The sequence below is a fragment of the Microcystis aeruginosa FD4 genome (genome assembly GCF_009792235.1).
Taxonomy (GTDB): domain Bacteria; phylum Cyanobacteriota; class Cyanobacteriia; order Cyanobacteriales; family Microcystaceae; genus Microcystis; species Microcystis viridis.
The window spans coordinates 2,606,229-2,622,011 of the sequence record NZ_CP046973.1 but is presented as its reverse complement, the minus strand read 5'-3'; the positions used below and the strand labels follow the sequence as shown (position 1 = coordinate 2,622,011).

Sequence of the window (15,783 nt, the reverse complement as noted above, 5' to 3'; positions counted from 1 at the left end):
TTGCTATTAATTCTCGACTAACCGATGATAAAAAAACTGGAGCGAGCGCTTTTCGCTACCCCAGTGCTGTCACGGAATTCAATTCTGTATCTAAATTAACACATTATTGGTAGCAAGCATGATTAAGGAAATTGGAAATTTTTCAAAAAGGGGTTTTCAAAGGCTGTAACCTTTACACCGGGTCGCCCATTGGCTCCATCAAAGAAAATTACCCTTTTTCCCCCGCTTTCTCGCGCATTTTGGCCGCATCTTCACGGGCATCGAGATTCACCCCGGAGCTAATATTGGTAAAGGTGGTGCGAAACGTTTGCCAATCCAACCTTAAAAACCCAGTTATGGATTGTTTCCCCCCACTTCCCACTCTCCTATACTTTTTAAACAGGATTTAGTATCTCTAATTCTGGTGGGGCCTGACAGGAAATAGGGATTGTTTTGCCTGTACTGGGATGATTAAAAACGATTTGATTGGCATGGAGATAATAACCACAATCTCCCGGGACTGCATCCGGTCGCGGTAATCCTCCCAGACCATACAATCGATCACCGATTAAAGGATAGCCAAAAAAGGCCAGATGAATGCGAATTTGATGGGGTCTGCCTGTAAAAATTTGTACTGCTAATAGGGTACTATCGGGATGTTTTTTTAAGACTCGACCATCACTGCGGGCCGATAACCCATCTGCGTTCGCACCGTAAATGTAGCCTAAAATGGGATGGGCGATTTTCCCGATCGCTTGATTAATAGTAAAATTATCTGGTATGTCACCCCGACCAACTAAAGCTCGATATATTTTGGTAATTTTCCCCTCTCGCATCTGTTGACTCAATTTAGCTCTAGCGGGCTTTGATTTAGCCATTAAGACTATGCCCGAAGTGCCGCGACCAAGACGATGAATTGGATAGGGAGTGACATCGGGATAATGCTGATGTACCAGATGGATAAGAGTATGTTCGAGAAATCCACCCCCCGCTAACACGGGTAATCCCGAAGGTTTCGCCACCACTAACACCTCGGCATCCTCGTAGAGTACCTCAAAAAAGAGCGGTACATCCGGTTCTGTCCAAGGCGGGCGCTGATAGGTCAATTGCTGCCCGATTTCTAAGACTGTATCGGGGGAAGCGGGACGACCATTGACTAGAATTGCTCCTGATAAAATGCGATCGAGCCATTCTTCTGGACTAGAATGGGGATATTTGCCCGTATAGTAAGCTAATAAGCTTAATCCTGCCTGATTTTTGCTAATTTTATCTCGATAAATCCAACCTTGATTGGGCATTGGGGAAGTGGGGAAGTGGGGAAGTGGGGAAGTGGGGAAGTGGGGAAGTGGAGAAGTGGGAGAATTTCAACTAAAACCCTAACACCCCAACACCCCAAAACCCTATCTCCCTATCTCCTATCTCCTGACTTCTAACCCAATGTTCGACAAAGATAAGCAAAAATTATTTATTGCCTCCAAAGACTTGAGAATATTTAAATTAACATTTCGCAATATTTACAAATTCTTAAAAATTAATTGAGAAAGATTGTTATTTAACAACGATGTTACAATAGTTACAGCGATTTTACTGAATTTCATAATGGGGTGTTTTGTGCTTTTTTGGACAGCAAAGGTTAAAACCCTTGCCACATCTACAAGGTGATCCTAATTCAGACAGGTAAATCAGTCAATTTCACCCACAACGATGATCTTTTTTGTGTGTAGTTTTGTTGCAAAAAAAAAGTTTTTTTGACAAAAAGCACAAAGTATGCAGCATCAGTTATGGCAGAGTGGGGAAGTGGGGAGGTGGGGAAGTGGGGAAGTGGGGAAGTGGGGAAGTGGGGAAGTGGGGAAGTGGGGAAGTGGGGAAGTGGGGAAGTGGGGAGGTGGGGAGGTGGGGAAGTGGGGAGGTGGGGAAGTGGGGAAGTGGGGAAGTGGGGAAGTGGGGAGGTGGGGGAATTTCAACTAAAACCCTAAGACCCTATCACCCCAACACCCCCCGCAACGGCTCGACTGAGCGTTCCACTGAGCTTCGCCGAACGTCCGAACGTCGCGCAGGCAGTGACCACCCTATTTCCTGACTCGGAGAATACTGACAACCGACAGCTTCAAGTGGGGATTTACTCTACCACCCAGGGAGTGATGGCGGGAGTCCAATTAGCCAATTCTGCATCGCTAAACCAGAGACTAACTTCATCTTTGGCGGTATCTGGACCATCGGAACCATGGATAAGATTGCGTCCGACACTAATGCCAAAATCACCGCGAATCGTACCAGGTTCAGCATTGAGGGGATTAGTGGCGCCAATAATTTTTCTAGCGGAGACAATTACTCCTTCTCCTTGCCAAACCATGGCTACCACGGGGGAGGAAGTAATAAAATCGACCAAAGAGCGGAAAAAGGGTCGTTCTTTATGAACAGCGTAGTGTTTTTCCGCTAATTCCCTAGAAACCTGCATCATTTTCAACCCAACCAGCGTAAAACCTTTAGTTTCAAAGCGTCGAATAATTTCCCCCACCAGATTGCGCTGCACACCGTCGGGTTTAATCATTAAGAAAGTGCGTTCCATACTGCCTCTTAAAATTGAGTCATAAATTGTCACAAAACCCAGATTAACCCAGAATGGCATCCTAGAGAATGGCAGAATTTTCGCTTAAATTGCTGAGTTAGCTTGCTGTCGGATTTAGCTAACCTTGGCAGGGTTTGGCCAACTTTCCCCGCAGCAATCGGTTAACTGTCAGAGTTTAGTCAGAGGTATCGCCTGACCCATAGTCTAAATATAGTGGTAATTTAGAGAATTACTGAGAAACAGAGGATAAAAAGGATGATTGAGCTAGATAAAGAGCGTTTGCATCTCAATTTTGCCGAAATATCTCTACTGCTCTCCTAACTTCCCACTTTCTCTACTCCCTGCTCTCCTGTACTTGTTAAACAAGATTTAGTATCACTATAGGTGGGAGAGAGTCACAAATATTAAGAGGCACCGAAAAAATGAGTCTAAAACTTTACTTTTTGCGTCATGGCGAAACCACAGCCAGTCAAACGGGTAGTTTTTGCGGTCGATTAGACTTGGAACTAACCTCGGCCGGCGATGAAATGGCCAAGGATTTCGCCCTTGCCTATCGAGATGTGCCTTGGACAGGGATCTATTCTAGTCCCCTCAAACGCACCCTGGCCACGGCCACCCCTTTAAGCGATCTCTTAGGTATTCCCATCCACAAACGGGAAGGATTAAAAGAGATTGCCTACGGCCAATGGGAGGGAAAAACCGCAGCCGAGGTTAATCAGGAGTTTCATGATGATTATGTGCGCTGGTTAGCAGATCCGGGCTGGAATTCTCCCACAGGAGGCGAAAAAGGCATCGATATCGCTCGTCGCAGTTCGGAAGTGTTAGAGGAAATCGACCATAATCACGATGATGGCCATATTTTGATCGTTTCCCATAAAGCAACGATCCGAATCGTGTTATGTTCTCTTTTAGGCATTGATATCGGCCGTTATCGCGATCGAATTGCCATGCCCGTGGCCTCGGTGACGATCGTCGAATTAGCCGAACACGGTCCCCTCTTTCAAGTCATGGGCGATCGCTCTCACATCCGCAATGACCTGCGCTCGCGAGCGGGAACCTAACCAGTCAAAAGTAACCAGGGAAGCCCCAGATTTGGTCTCCTGAAAAACTATGTGCTTGATGTTATATTTTCTACGACACGGACAGACAGCCTATAGCAAAACGGGAGGATACTGTGGTACTCCAGAAAATGATCCCGGTTTGACTGCCGAAGGCATGGAAATGGCGGAGGAATTCGCCGATGTCTATCGTTCTTTACCTTGGCGCGCGGCCTACGTCAGTCCCCTCCAAAGAGCTATTCAAACCGCTAAACCTCTCTGTGAAGCGGTGGGACTGAAATTAGAAATCCGCCAGGGATTACAAGAGATCGGTTATGGTCTTTGGGAAGGAATGCACCCCAACGATATCGATCATCAATATCATGATCTCTATGTGCGTTGGTTGACGGATCCCGCTTGGAATGCTCCCCCCAACGGGGAAAGGGGCATCGATATCGCTCGTCGTTCTGCGGCCGTTTTGGAGGAAATCGAACACACCCACAGTAAGGGCAATATCCTGATCGTTTCCCACAAGGCCACCATCCGGATCATGCTCTGTAGTCTGATGGGCATCGATGTGGGCCGTTATCGCGATCGATTTGAAATGCCCGTGGCCGCTGTCAGTATCGTCGAATTAGGCAGTCGTGGCCCGCTTTTCCATGGCATCAGTTTACGTTCTCACCTCAGTGAATACCTGCGTTCTCTCCCCTGCACCTAATCAGTGATCAGTTATCAGTGATCAGATGTGAGTTTTCAGGTCACTGATTACTGTTTACTGTTTACTGATCACTGAAAATATTCCCCACACCTCATTTATGACCAAAATCCATCACTTTGAGCTATTACCTTCCACGAATACTAAAGCTTGGCAATTATTAGAATCGGGGGAAAATCCGCCTTTTGTGGTGATTGCTAGTCAACAAAGTGCCGGGAGAGGACAATGGGGACGGGAATGGATTTCTGAACCAGGGGGATTATATTTATCTTTGGCGTTAAATCTTGATTTAGAGGTGGATAAATCTGCCCATCTCGTTCTCGCTACAGTTTGGGGCATCGCTCATCATCTGAATTGTCAAGAAATACCTGTTAAAATCAAATGGCCGAATGATTTAGTATTACTAGGGCGCAAACTAGGGGGAATTAACCTAGAAACCCGTATTCAGGGTCAAAACATCCCGCAAGCAGTCATCGGAGTGGGCATCAATTGGACTAATCCTGTCCCCCCCACCGGTATTAATTTACAAGCTTTAGCTGGCAATAAAATCACCTCGATCGCTCAATTAACCGATGTCACCAGCGATGCTATCCTATACGGCTATGAATATTACTGCAATCACGGTATAAAACCCCTATTAGCCTCCTATTTAGAATTTTTTGCTAATTTTGGTCAAAAGATAGTTTTTGAGGGCTATCAGGGCATAATAACGGGGGTAAGCGATCGAGGGGAATTAAAAGTTAAACTCACTTCGGACAATGCCAGTAGCGAAATCCATCTGCCGGCCGGTAGGGTCAGTCTCGGCTATAATTGAGTCTAAATATTTTTTTGACTAAACTGTGAGAAGTGAGGCCGCCCTATGTATCCTTCATCGGTGATATTGAAACTTTTTCTAGGAAAATCCTTAAAAAAGAAGCTGAGTTTATGCAGTGGTCTCGGTTTAGTAATCAGCGGTCTGATTACTCTTGCTCCCAATGCGATCGCTAATTCCGAAACTGGCAGCGAAACCCCGGTAGTGGAAAATGCCGCCCCGACTCTGAAAGCCCCCGTTATCAAAGAAAATACTAATCCCGCCCCCCGTCTGGCTATCCCCGAAAACCATCAAACCGATATGCCTACCCTTGCCCCCCGGGCCGGCGGTAAAAATAACTTTATCGATACTAGAAACTTTAACCCCCCCAGTTCCGTTGTTGTCACCGAGCGCCGCAGTGGTTGCCAAACCATCGCCCAAAATGGTCAACTGGTAGGAGGTAGCTGTAATCTGGCGGCCCGGTCTTCCCGTCGTCAGCCGGTCAGCACTGTGGCCAAACCCTTACCCCCGGTTAATCTGGCCCGGGTACGTCTCAATCCTAATCTGGCCGTGCGGGTAGGGCGGCAGCCCCGAAATCAGCCGGTTATCGCTCATAATTCCCTGCGTCGTTATGCCCCCACTCTCGTCGCTTCTAGCGCCCCGGTACGTCTTGCACCCCCGACGGTGATTCCAAGTCAGGTGGTAGCCCTCAATCCCCCGGAATGGAATGGTGTAAAATTGGCTTTGGCCCCAGTGACTCGTGCAGAAGTAGAAGCAATCAGCGAAGCGACCACCTATGAGCGGGCCACCCGTTTAAGTCCCACGGATTCTAACCAAACTCAACGCACGGATTTAATCTTTCCCCTCGCTCTTCCTGCCCAAATTACCTCGGTTTTCGGGTGGCGAAATCATCCGGTCAGCGGGAATCGGGCCATGCACGCGGGTACTGATTTAGGCGCACCAATGGGAACACCTGTATTAGCCGCCTACGCGGGGGAAGTGGCCACCGCCGACTGGTTGGGAGGTTACGGATTAACGGTGATTTTACGTCACCTCGATGGTAGTCAAGAATCTCGTTATGCCCACCTTTCGGAAATTACCGTCAAACCGGGAGAATGGGTGGAACAGGGTGCGGTTATCGGTCGTGTGGGTAGTACGGGACTTTCTACCGGTCCGCACCTACACTTTGAATGGCGACACCTAACGGAACAGGGTTGGACCGCCGTAGATGCCGGTTTACATCTAGAATTAGCCCTCGATAATCTGGTGCAGAGAATGCAAATGGCCGCAGCCACTGACTCTAATCAGAATTAATTGGTCTTGGGTTAGAAAACGGGTTTCTCGGAGAAACCCGTTTTCTGGTTTCTCGGAGAAACCCGTTTTCTATAACATTTCGCAGTTATGGGGAACGCTGTAGCTTAGATGGTTAACCTTTCGAGCAGAGGTTGTAGGGCTTCTTCATAACTGCGCCAGCGCTCTACCGAGCGCTTATATATCGGTTGTCTTACTTGAGTAACACTGGCAGTACGCACTAAGCGATCGGTTTTATGGAACTGCATACAAGCATCATCCCATTCTAATCCGATAAAATCCAGGAGCCGAACCGTTTGCGCCGTTTGCTGGTCAACAGTTTCCTCATAGTCAATTTCCAACATGGGAACCGGCAAAACACGCCGCCAATGTTCCATAATCCGCCAATATTGCTGAATGCGTTCGGCAATATGAGTTAAGTCAAACGCCCAGCGAATAGACTTAAACTGAGTCATCCAACAGGAAACCGCCACATCCCGCACATCGCGGCGACAATGGATAATCTTGGCATTGGGAAAAGCAGTAACAATCCAGCCCAAAAGGCTGTAATTGTCGGGCATTTTATCGACAATTCTCTGGACATTCTCCCTCTCTGTCCCTGCTTTGGTGAGCAGTTGTTCTAACTGTGCCAGATGCCAATCGGCTAGGTGAAGAATCTGGGGTTGACCAAGCCGCTGGAGACAGTCCCAGACGGTTGTACTGCCGGGATGCCCCATTAGTGCGGGTAGGCTGTTAAAGCAATTGCCGGCAAAGTTGCGCTCACCGGCCCCAAATACTTGGGGATGGCTCGCGAGAATCTGCTCCGTCAAAGTCGTGCCGCTGCGGGGCATCCCCACGATGAAAACGGGGGCGGTGGAGGGATTGCCCATCCCCTGAGTGCGCTGGAAGAATTCGGGGGTGAAGTGGGCGATTAATTGGTCGATATATTGGGCATAATCATCGGGATTGTAATCCCAGCCTCGCTCCTGCTTGTAGGCGGTGTGTAGTTTGTTGGCAGCGATCGCATGGGTGGCGGCCTGGCCGTAGTTCTTACAACCGTCGTAGTAGTGGGCGAGGCCAAAATGAAGCGCCGACTGTGTGCCTTCTCTGGCCCACTTGGCCTCGAGTAATGTCTCCATCTGTTGAGCATCCTCTGGCGGCAGTTTTCCCCGCAAATTCTGGGCTAAATTGACCAGGGCGGGAATACAGTTAGGATTGACGGCCAAGGCCTCGCGGTTGGCGGCGTTGGCGCTTTCCACATCCCCGGCAGAGGCGAGAATGCTGGCTAGATGCGCCCGCAAGCCGGCATTTTCGGGCTTGAGTTCTACTGCTCGATAGGCCACCGCGACTGCCTCTTCTGCGTCGCCATCTTCCCAGAGAGCTTGGCTGAGTCCTGAATAGGCCTCGCCATAGTCGGAATGCTGCTCGATAATTTCTTTGTAGCGAGTGATGGCGGTGGCGCTATCCCCTAAGTCGAGAATTGCCCCAGCGAAGGCACAGCGGCTATCAAGGCGATCTGGTTCAATTGCTAGGGCCTTATCGTACCAAGTGAGTGCCTGTGGCAATTCGCTGACTTCCTGCCAAATTCCGCCGATCAGGGTGCAAAGCATGGCAGAATCGGGATTGAGATCGTAAGCTTTGCCATAGGCATCCATGGCCGCTTCCAACTGTCCCAAGGTGCGAAAGACGGTTCCCAAATTCATCCAGGCTTGACTATTTTTGGCTTCGGATTCGGCAGCCCGGCGGCAATATTCTAGGGCGCGTTCTGGTTGCCCGACTGCCAATAAAGTTAGTCCAAAATTGCCAATGGCGTGGGGTAAGTCGGGAGAGAGATTGAGGGCCTGTTGGTAAGCTTCGATCGCCGCATGAATCCGCCCTAATTCCCGCAAGGTATCGGCTCGGTAGGCGTGCAGTAGAGCCTGTTCTGGGGCGATCGCGATCGCCTGTTCGTAGGTTGTCAGCGCCTCCCGGTACTGCTCGGCTGCAAAGTAGGTACTGGCGAGGGTAGTTAGGGCATTGGGATAGTTGGGACGCAGTTTTAAGGCTTTTTGACAGGCGGAAATTGCTTCGTTATAGCGGTGACTCTGGTGGTAAGCTGCGCCTAAGTTGCACTGGTAAATCGGTTCCCTGGGTTTTAATTTTACTGCTCTGTGTAATAGTCGGACGGCTTGTTCTTTTTCTCCTTGGTTGAGGGCAATCAACCCCGATAAGTTGAGAGCGCCGTGATGGTTGGGATTACTGCTGAGGAGTTGATCCGCGATCGCTGCTGCTTCCTGGAGGCGACCTGTCCGCAGGCGATCGAATCCAGTTTCAATGGTTATACCGGTTGTTTTTGTAGATTTGGAGCGCATAGTATAAGCCAGAAAATTTTTTTAGAAAACGGGTTTCTTTAACCCAGAAACCCGCTTTCTTCAAGAAAGCGGGTTTCTTAGAAAGCGGGTTTCTTTAAGCTTTCTTTTGGTTTCTTCGTTTGATCTTAGACAACAACCCAAAACCTAGTAAACTTCCCAATCCTATGAGGCTAGAAGGTTCGGGAGTAGCAGCGGGTGGCTGTTGTGGCGCCCAGTTGGCAATTGCCCCAATCTGGGTGGGCGACAAACCCTCCAGCAAGCCAGCGGTGTCCAAGGTACTCAAGTTATTGAACACCGAAGTACCTGCCTGGGCCTCGGCTAAACTATCGTTAAAGTTAGCGAACCACATCAGGCTCTTAGTCTCCCCAGAGGCAAGGCTCAAAGTCCAGATATCCCCAAAGTTATCCAACGCACCATTAAAGTCCTCACCCGGTACCGCCGGCGTGGAAGAGGCAAGTTGCCCCCCTGGCCCGAAGCGCACGAAAGTTACAAAGGGAGCGAAATCACTTGGACCATCAGAGGTAATGAACCAACGGTCGAGGGCTGACTGGAAGGTATTGTCTCCCGTGCTGCTGTCCTCGATCGTACAATCATTATCACAACCCAAGCGACCGCCATAGGCGATCGCGGCTGAGAGGGGATTGGCGGTGGTGTTGGTGAAGGTGCCAAACACCCGCAGAGTGGGGCTGGAAGCACTCATGAAGTAGTCCAGGCTGGTGTTGATGCCGCCAAGGTTGACGGGGTTGATGGTGTTGACGAAGGTTCCCGCCCCAGTGGTGGTCAGATCCACCTGGAAATTGGGCTGATTGAAGGCTGCACCGTTGACGGTGATGCCAGCAAAGCCGTCAACGGCATCCGCTCGCCCGCCGACAGTCGTCGCAGAACTGATGCCATAGGCATTGCTTCCTGTTGCACCGGGAAGCACGGGAAGAGGAGAAAAGACTATGGAGTTGCTGATATTAGAATATACAACCCCTCCCTGAGTCACTGTCTGAGTAAGAGAGGTCACTGCCGCTTGTGCGGGGGCAGCCGCCAGCATCATGCCCACACCCGCCGCTAGGGCGATGGGAGCCAGTTTCAGTTTGTCAAAGGCACTATTTTTCAGTTTTGCATTCATGATTACTTCATCCAGATTGATAAATTTGTTGGCGATTACAGCTTTTTTCAGTTAGGCCAAGACACGGCACCACCTGATCCTAAAGATCCCTTCCGAAACTACCCTCTCCCCCCCCCTAAACTGTATCTTACGATACAGTTTTAAAAAATCTTTAGAAAGCGGGTTTCTCTCAAATCAGAAAGCGGGTTTCTCATCATCAACTCAGAAACCCGCTTTCTCATCAACTCAGAAAGCGGGTTTCTCATCATCAACTCAGAAACCCGCTTTCTCATCAACTCAGAAAGCGGGTTTCTCATCATCAACTCAGAAAGCGGGTTTCTCATCAACTCAGAAACCCGCTTTCTCATCAACTCAGAAAGCGGGTTTCTCATCAACTCAGAAACCCGCTTTCTCATCATCAACTCAGAAAGCGGGTTTCTCATCAACTCAGAAAGCGGGTTTCTCATCATCAACTCAGAAACCCGCTTTCTCATCAACTCAGAAAGCGGGTTTCTCATCAACTCAGAAACCCGCTTTCTCATCATCAACTCAGAAAGCGGGTTTCTCATCAACTCAGAAAGCGGGTTTCTCATCATCAACTCAGAAACCCGCTTTCTCATCAACTCAGAAAGCGGGTTTCTCATCAACTCAGAAACCCGCTTTCTCATCAACTCAGAAAGCGGGTTTCTCATCATCAACTCAGAAACCCGCTTTCTCATCAACTCAGAAAGCGGGTTTCTCATCATCAACTCAGAAACCCGCTTTCTCCGCTTTCTCGGGTTTCTCTTAGCTTAGAATAGTAAGCCAGAGAAACCCGTTTTCTAGAGATAAGATAAATATGCCCTATCGTCATAATACTTTTGAAGTAGGACAATACTACCATATCTATAATCGCGGCAATAACCGTCAAGATATCTTCTTTGAGCGAGAAAATTATCTTTTTTTTCTGCGATTGGTGCGTAAATATCTGCTAGAAACGCTAGATGTTATTGCTTATTGCTTGATGCCCAACCACTATCACCTGCTAATACGGCTGAAAAAAGCCGAGCTTTCTGCGGCAATGCAAGCCTTTTCCCTGTCTTATACCAAAGCCATGAATCAGCGATATGGGCGAGTTGGCTCATTGTTTCAAGGGCGGTTTCAGGCAATTCTAGTAAATGACACAGAGTATTTGTTAAATTTGTCGAGGTATATTCACTGTAATCCAGTTAAAGCGCGTTTGGTAAGTCAGCCCCAGGAATGGGAATTCTCCAGTTTTCGTGAATATGTGGGATGGCGAGAAGGAACACTACCCAATCTGGAAATTATTGTCGCGACTTTAGGCTCGATGGCTGCTTGTCGTTCATTTATGATGATGGATATAGATGTCATCTCTCCAGAGTTAAAGGGGCTGCTGTTAGATGAGTAGGTAGAAACCCAAGAAACCCGCTTTCTTTAAGAAAGCGGGTTTCTTAGAAAGCGGGTTTCTTAAAGAAACCCGCTTTCTAATCTCTTAAGCCCCTAAAATGAGAATAGCTGCCTGTCTTGACTCTCATTTCTCAGATTGTAAAATAATGCAAATTTATCTTGACTATAGTGCCACTACCCCCACTCATCCCCAAGTAATCGAGCGGGTTGCCACTATTCTCCGGCATCATTGGGGCAATCCCTCCAGTTTACACAGTTGGGGACAGGATACGGCGACAGTCATCGAAATGGCTAGAGAACAGGTAGCAGGGTTAATTAATGCCAATCCAGACCAGATTATCTTCACTTCTGGCGGCACAGAAGCCGATAATTTAGCGATTATCGGGGTTGCTCAACAGTATAACCGCCCCCGTCATATAATTATTTCTAGTGTGGAACATTCGGCGATCGCTGAACCCTGTAAACAATTAGAGCAGCAAGGTTGGCAAATTACTCGTCTTCCCGTCAATCGTCAAGGTAGGGTGAATCCTTTAGATCTAAAAGCCGCAATTCAAAGCGATACGGTCTTAATTTCCATTATTTACGGACAAAGTGAGGTGGGAACCCTACAACCGATTGAAGAATTGGGCAGCATTGCCAGAGAAAGGGGAGTGCTTTTTCACACCGATGCGGTGCAGGTGGCGGCAAGATGCGCTCTTGATGTGCGGAAACTGCCCGTAGATTTATTATCTCTTTCTAGCCATAAAATTTATGGAATGCAAGGAGCGGGGGCTTTATACATCAGAGCCGGCGTCGATATTTTACCATTACTGCGGGGCGGTGGTCAGGAAAAAGGTCTGCGATCGGGAACCCAAGCCGTACCAGCGATCGCATCTTTTGGTTTAGCGGCCGAATTAGCCCAAAAAGACTTAATTAGCGAAAAAATGCGTTTAATGTCCCTGCGAGATCGATTATTTGACCTCTTAGCTGATTATCCTTATCTGCTGCCCACCGGGGACCGATTCTATCGTTTACCCCACCACCTCAGCTTTATTGTCCGTCCCGACGATGACAGTCACATCACGGGAAAACAGCTAGTTCGTCAGCTTAATTTAGCAGGAATCGGCATTAGTTCTGGATCCGCCTGTCATAGTGGCAAACTTTCCCCCAGTCCAATTTTAAAAGCTATGGGCTACAGCGATCGAGAAGCATTAGCGGGAATTCGTTTAACCCTAGGAAGGGACACCAGCGCAGCCGATATCGATTGGACGGCGCTTGTATTAAAACAAGTGATCGATCGCTGTTTATCTGCTTTAATTGTGAGCAAGAGTTAGTTTATGCCTCAAATTGTCCTTCAATCAAGATAATTTCGCCAAAATCGGGAATCCATGCCACCCAACGGCCCTGATCCTGTTCACAGAGTAGTAGCGCTTCATCAAAGCTGTAGGGAGAGGGAAGCATTCTGAGTTGTACCCATGTGTTTGCTTGGGGGCAAGTAACAACGGCAGTAGTGCGGGATTGTAGTAAAGACATACACAGATCACCCTGATAATTCTGTATCTAAATTTACAAACAAACCGATGACTGTGGGTAACTTTGTTTGAAATCTTTACATCTTTACCAGAGTTCTTGCATAATTAATTTTTGAGAGGGCAAAAATGAGAAAAATAAGCATAAAATTGCATAAAATAACTAAATAGAGCATTTAATTGATTAATGCTCATTCTTAGTTCTCCTGACTACTGACTCCTTACTCCTTACTCCTAACCCCACCAACAAACTTTTTCAGCAAACCCTATTTATTCAGCCAATCCTAGCTATGATCATTACTGGTAAATGATAGTTAATAACCGGTAATGGTAAGTTCTTTCCCTCGCACCTATAAAATCGCCGTCATCGGTGACGTTCACGACCAATGGGAAATAGAAGATAATTTAGCACTAGAAGCTTTACAAGTCGATTTAGCCCTATTTGTCGGCGATTTTGGCAATGAATCCCTAGAAATTGTCGGCCGGATTGCTAGTTTGTCCTTACCAAAAGCCGTTATTCTCGGTAATCATGACGCTTGGTATAGTGCCACCCCCTGGGGACGAAAACAATGTCCCTACGATCGCAATCAAGAAGATCGTGTCACCGCCCAGTTAGAATTATTAGGGGTTGCTCATGTGGGTTACTCAAAACTAGACCTACCCAGTTTACAGCTTTCGATTGTTGGGGGTCGTCCCTTTACTTGGGGTGGTTCCGAGTGGAAAAATGGAGAATTTTTGCAAGAACGCTATAATATCAGCAATTTTGCCGAATCTACTGCCAAAATTATCGCTAATATTCAAGATACTGCCTATAATAACCTGATTTTTTTAGGTCACAATGGTCCGGCTGGACTGGGAAAGGAAGCAGAAGCTATCTGTGGTCGCGATTGGCAACCCTTGGGAGGAGACCACGGGGACCCGGATTTAGCAGCGGCCATCGCACAAGCACAGCTATTAGAAAAACAGGTTCCTCTCGTCAGTTTCGGTCATATGCACCACCGTCTCCGTCATACTACTTCCCGTTTACGCAATCCCGTGGTCACTTCCTCCAGGGGAACCGTTTATTTGAATGCTGCTAGTGTCCCTCGCATTCTCCACTCCGATACGGGTAAATCTCGCAATTTTTCCCTAGTCACTCTTGCAGAAGGTCTAGTCACAGAAGCATCTTTAATCTGGTTGAACGATAATTTCGAGATTATCAGTAATAGAAAACTTTATCACTCCGGGTCGTCAATCGATCGCCTATCTCCCCAATCTTGTTATTCTTAAGTTTTGAAAATAGACCTTTTCTTAATCTTATGCGGTACAATCACTAATATCGGTTATCAGATGTCAGTTTTAAGTTAACTGATTACTGATTACTGAAAAAAGCGTCCCAATTCATAATTCATAATTTATAATTCATAATTCCCTATAGATAGTTAATTTTTTGAGCGATTAGAGGTAAAGCAAGAGCGATAGTAACACTAACAATCATACCGATAAAAGCTTTCAAGGCATCCCCTAAAACCAGTTTACCTGTAGCGGCTAAATTAGGGGTTTCTCTTGTTAAAGTCAGAGAAATTTCTCGACCTCCTAATAAACCTAAAAATACCCAAGTGGTACTCATAGGAATATGATTATAGCCAACAAAAAACAGTAAAATTAAGCCATAAATTAAGTTAATAATTGTTGCAGAACGTGGATCATGGGCGTTAGTTTTGCTAGTGACAATTTTCTCGATTTGACCACCGTGATTAATAAAAATGATGGTTTGCAGGAGTAGCATAACTGTTAGAGATAAAACTAACCATGTTGCCGCTAACTGTCTGGGAAGATAGGCGAAAATATTAGCAAAATCTTGCATTAACCATTGACTCCAGAGAAACCCGGTGGATAACCACTGTAAAACTACCCAGATTTTTTGAGGTTCTTTATTAACTGTTTCTAGGAAAAAGTTTTCTAATTGATAAATAATTCGATAGATTACTAACCCCACTATAACAGCAATAGCATAACCCCAAGCAGATTTAACTAACATTTCATCTAGAGATTGGGGAGCAAAAACTGTTAAAACTAAAAAGGTTGTACTCACAGGTATTCCCCAAGTGGTGAGAATTAAAATTGCCAGGGGAGGAACGATATAAATCCAAGTAAAATTTTCTGGGAAGGGAATCATTTCTAGTCGATGATAAGCCACATCTCCCTGATTAATATACCAACCAGCGATAAAAATCGAGGCTAAGATTATACTGGTGTACAGCCATAAAATCCACCAGGGACGTTCTTCATTGGCACTTAAAAAAGTCCCTAAAGTTTGTAGGGAATCGTTGGCAACAATCGCATAAGCTGATAGAATAAAGCCAGCAATCATCAAAAAATTACTCATAGACAAGTGAAAAAAAATAAAACTTAAAGTAATACAAATCCTGTTCAAACAGTAGAGAAAAGCGCAGAGGTAGGAGAGCGGGAAGTGGGGAAATTTAAACTAAAACCCTCTTAATTTTGCTTTAAAAAATCCCTCGCTAGATAGAAAGCAGCTAAACTACCAGAGACAGTAATTTCCTGGGGATTAATTTCCTGTAAAGGTCGAAGAATAACTTCAATTTCCTCGGTAATATCTAACTTTTGTTGACCTGTGGGAGTAGCATTAAGAGCCAAAAAAATATGAATTTTGTTAGTATCTTTAACAGGATTATCGTACAAAACAGCCAAAGGTATTAGAGAATCACTTTGATAACCGGTTTCCTCCTCGAATTCCCGACGCGCTGCCGCATTAATATTATCTTCACCCGCATCTACTGCCCCGGCGGGAAATTCCAATAAAATTTCCTTAACTCCGTGACGATATTGACGTACAAAAACCAATTGATTATCCCCAGTAACTGGAACAACTAAAACAATTTCAGGACGAATATTAACGAAATAATCATCGATAACTTGTCCAGAGGATAACCTCACCGCGTCTTGACGGACTTGACACCAACGATTCTGAAAAACTAGCTCGGATTTAATAATTTGCCATTTTTTTAAATTAGTCATCGACAATCCTGTTATAATTG

Annotated in this window: 17 protein-coding genes; 9 read left to right on the top strand and 8 right to left on the bottom strand. The window is 46.5% G+C overall.

Features of this window, described 5'->3' with window-relative positions; all coding sequences use genetic code 11:
- Nucleotides 1-374: 374 nt before the first annotated feature.
- Nucleotides 375-1,277 (bottom strand): RluA family pseudouridine synthase, encoded by a 903-nt coding sequence (locus GQR42_RS13345; protein WP_158200334.1) that lies wholly within the window; start codon nucleotides 1,275-1,277, stop codon nucleotides 375-377.
- Here GQR42_RS13345 and GQR42_RS27755 point away from each other — a divergent pair.
- Complete coding sequence (locus tag GQR42_RS27755) at nucleotides 1,266-1,412, top strand: hypothetical protein (RefSeq protein ID WP_199273315.1); 147 nt, start codon at nucleotides 1,266-1,268, stop codon at nucleotides 1,410-1,412. The genes GQR42_RS13345 and GQR42_RS27755 overlap by 12 nt on opposite strands.
- Before the next feature lie 380 nt (nucleotides 1,413-1,792).
- A complete protein-coding gene (locus GQR42_RS30000) occupies nucleotides 1,793-2,059 on the top strand; it encodes a hypothetical protein (RefSeq protein WP_199273385.1) in 267 nt (88 codons plus the stop codon).
- Between the two features lie 39 nt (nucleotides 2,060-2,098).
- On the opposite strand, the gene ndk is transcribed toward GQR42_RS30000, so the two are convergent.
- Nucleotides 2,099-2,548: a nucleoside-diphosphate kinase gene (gene ndk, locus GQR42_RS13335; RefSeq protein ID WP_158202475.1), complete on the bottom strand. Its 450-nt coding sequence runs from the start codon at nucleotides 2,546-2,548 to the stop codon at nucleotides 2,099-2,101.
- A 422-nt stretch (nucleotides 2,549-2,970) separates the two neighbouring features.
- Here ndk and GQR42_RS13330 point away from each other — a divergent pair, with 422 nt between their 5' ends.
- From GQR42_RS13330 to GQR42_RS13315, 4 genes are all read left to right on the top strand, one after another.
- Nucleotides 2,971-3,609, top strand: a complete 639-nt coding sequence (locus GQR42_RS13330; protein ID WP_158200333.1) for a histidine phosphatase family protein — start codon at nucleotides 2,971-2,973, stop codon at nucleotides 3,607-3,609.
- 49 nt (nucleotides 3,610-3,658) lie between these two features.
- Nucleotides 3,659-4,303, top strand: coding sequence for a histidine phosphatase family protein (locus GQR42_RS13325; protein ID WP_158200332.1), 645 nt, complete (start codon nucleotides 3,659-3,661; stop codon nucleotides 4,301-4,303).
- 97 nt (nucleotides 4,304-4,400) lie between these two features.
- Nucleotides 4,401-5,114: a biotin--[acetyl-CoA-carboxylase] ligase gene (locus GQR42_RS13320; protein WP_158200331.1), complete on the top strand. Its 714-nt coding sequence runs from the start codon at nucleotides 4,401-4,403 to the stop codon at nucleotides 5,112-5,114.
- A gap of 45 nt (nucleotides 5,115-5,159) precedes the next feature.
- On the top strand, nucleotides 5,160-6,404 hold the full coding sequence (locus GQR42_RS13315; RefSeq protein WP_158200330.1) for a M23 family metallopeptidase: 1,245 nt from the start codon (nucleotides 5,160-5,162) through the stop codon (nucleotides 6,402-6,404).
- A gap of 104 nt (nucleotides 6,405-6,508) precedes the next feature.
- Here the strand turns inward: GQR42_RS13315 and GQR42_RS13310 are convergent, their stop codons facing one another.
- The 3 genes from GQR42_RS13310 to GQR42_RS13300 form a co-directional block, all read right to left on the bottom strand.
- The gene (locus GQR42_RS13310; RefSeq protein ID WP_158200329.1) at nucleotides 6,509-8,731 is read right to left on the bottom strand and encodes a tetratricopeptide repeat-containing sulfotransferase family protein; all 2,223 of its coding nucleotides are present in this window, start codon (nucleotides 8,729-8,731) and stop codon (nucleotides 6,509-6,511) included.
- Nucleotides 8,732-8,825: 94 nt separating this feature from the next.
- Nucleotides 8,826-9,848 carry a PEP-CTERM sorting domain-containing protein gene (locus GQR42_RS13305; RefSeq protein ID WP_158200328.1) on the bottom strand — a complete coding sequence of 341 codons (1,023 nt, stop codon included), beginning with the start codon at nucleotides 9,846-9,848 and terminating at the stop codon, nucleotides 8,826-8,828.
- A gap of 140 nt (nucleotides 9,849-9,988) precedes the next feature.
- Nucleotides 9,989-10,573, bottom strand: coding sequence for a hypothetical protein (locus GQR42_RS13300; RefSeq protein WP_233271390.1), 585 nt, complete (start codon nucleotides 10,571-10,573; stop codon nucleotides 9,989-9,991).
- A gap of 92 nt (nucleotides 10,574-10,665) precedes the next feature.
- Here GQR42_RS13300 and GQR42_RS13295 point away from each other — a divergent pair, with 92 nt between their 5' ends.
- Nucleotides 10,666-11,235, top strand: a complete 570-nt coding sequence (locus GQR42_RS13295) for a transposase (protein ID WP_158200326.1) — start codon at nucleotides 10,666-10,668, stop codon at nucleotides 11,233-11,235.
- A 145-nt stretch (nucleotides 11,236-11,380) separates the two neighbouring features.
- Entirely contained in the window at nucleotides 11,381-12,547 is a 1,167-nt protein-coding gene (locus GQR42_RS13290) for a cysteine desulfurase family protein (protein ID WP_158200325.1), read from the top strand.
- Between the two features lies 1 nt (nucleotide 12,548).
- Here GQR42_RS13290 and GQR42_RS13285 read toward each other — a convergent pair whose 3' ends face one another.
- Nucleotides 12,549-12,746, bottom strand: coding sequence for a hypothetical protein (locus GQR42_RS13285; protein WP_002768518.1), 198 nt, complete (start codon nucleotides 12,744-12,746; stop codon nucleotides 12,549-12,551).
- 323 nt (nucleotides 12,747-13,069) lie between these two features.
- Between GQR42_RS13285 and GQR42_RS13280 the strand changes: the two genes are divergently transcribed.
- Nucleotides 13,070-14,011, top strand: a complete 942-nt coding sequence (locus GQR42_RS13280) for a TIGR04168 family protein (RefSeq protein ID WP_158200324.1) — start codon at nucleotides 13,070-13,072, stop codon at nucleotides 14,009-14,011.
- 142 nt (nucleotides 14,012-14,153) lie between these two features.
- Here GQR42_RS13280 and GQR42_RS13275 read toward each other — a convergent pair whose 3' ends face one another.
- Both GQR42_RS13275 and GQR42_RS13270 read right to left on the bottom strand, forming a co-directional pair.
- Nucleotides 14,154-15,095: a hypothetical protein gene (locus GQR42_RS13275; protein WP_158202474.1), complete on the bottom strand. Its 942-nt coding sequence runs from the start codon at nucleotides 15,093-15,095 to the stop codon at nucleotides 14,154-14,156.
- Between the two features lie 125 nt (nucleotides 15,096-15,220).
- A complete protein-coding gene (locus GQR42_RS13270) occupies nucleotides 15,221-15,763 on the bottom strand; it encodes an NUDIX hydrolase (RefSeq protein WP_158200323.1) in 543 nt (180 codons plus the stop codon).
- Between the last annotated feature and the right edge of the window lie 20 nt (nucleotides 15,764-15,783).

What these genes read in the sequence shown, in the direction of transcription:
- GQR42_RS13300 (WP_233271390.1), bottom strand. Translation starts at nt 10,573, where the DNA reads ATGATGAGAAACCCGCTTTCTGAGTTGATGAGAAAGCGGGTTTCTGAG.
- GQR42_RS13295 (WP_158200326.1), top strand. Translation starts at nt 10,666, where the DNA reads ATGCCCTATCGTCATAATACTTTTGAAGTAGGACAATACTACCATATC.
- ndk (WP_158202475.1), bottom strand. Translation starts at nt 2,548, where the DNA reads ATGGAACGCACTTTCTTAATGATTAAACCCGACGGTGTGCAGCGCAAT.
- GQR42_RS13270 (WP_158200323.1), bottom strand. Translation starts at nt 15,763, where the DNA reads ATGACTAATTTAAAAAAATGGCAAATTATTAAATCCGAGCTAGTTTTT.
- GQR42_RS13285 (WP_002768518.1), bottom strand. Translation starts at nt 12,746, where the DNA reads ATGTCTTTACTACAATCCCGCACTACTGCCGTTGTTACTTGCCCCCAA.
- GQR42_RS13330 (WP_158200333.1), top strand. Translation starts at nt 2,971, where the DNA reads ATGAGTCTAAAACTTTACTTTTTGCGTCATGGCGAAACCACAGCCAGT.
- GQR42_RS13325 (WP_158200332.1), top strand. Translation starts at nt 3,659, where the DNA reads ATGTGCTTGATGTTATATTTTCTACGACACGGACAGACAGCCTATAGC.
- GQR42_RS13345 (WP_158200334.1), bottom strand. Translation starts at nt 1,277, where the DNA reads ATGCCCAATCAAGGTTGGATTTATCGAGATAAAATTAGCAAAAATCAG.
- GQR42_RS13290 (WP_158200325.1), top strand. Translation starts at nt 11,381, where the DNA reads ATGCAAATTTATCTTGACTATAGTGCCACTACCCCCACTCATCCCCAA.
- GQR42_RS13315 (WP_158200330.1), top strand. Translation starts at nt 5,160, where the DNA reads ATGTATCCTTCATCGGTGATATTGAAACTTTTTCTAGGAAAATCCTTA.
- GQR42_RS13280 (WP_158200324.1), top strand. Translation starts at nt 13,070, where the DNA reads ATGGTAAGTTCTTTCCCTCGCACCTATAAAATCGCCGTCATCGGTGAC.
- GQR42_RS13320 (WP_158200331.1), top strand. Translation starts at nt 4,401, where the DNA reads ATGACCAAAATCCATCACTTTGAGCTATTACCTTCCACGAATACTAAA.
- GQR42_RS13310 (WP_158200329.1), bottom strand. Translation starts at nt 8,731, where the DNA reads ATGCGCTCCAAATCTACAAAAACAACCGGTATAACCATTGAAACTGGA.
- GQR42_RS13275 (WP_158202474.1), bottom strand. Translation starts at nt 15,095, where the DNA reads ATGATTGCTGGCTTTATTCTATCAGCTTATGCGATTGTTGCCAACGAT.
- GQR42_RS13305 (WP_158200328.1), bottom strand. Translation starts at nt 9,848, where the DNA reads ATGAATGCAAAACTGAAAAATAGTGCCTTTGACAAACTGAAACTGGCT.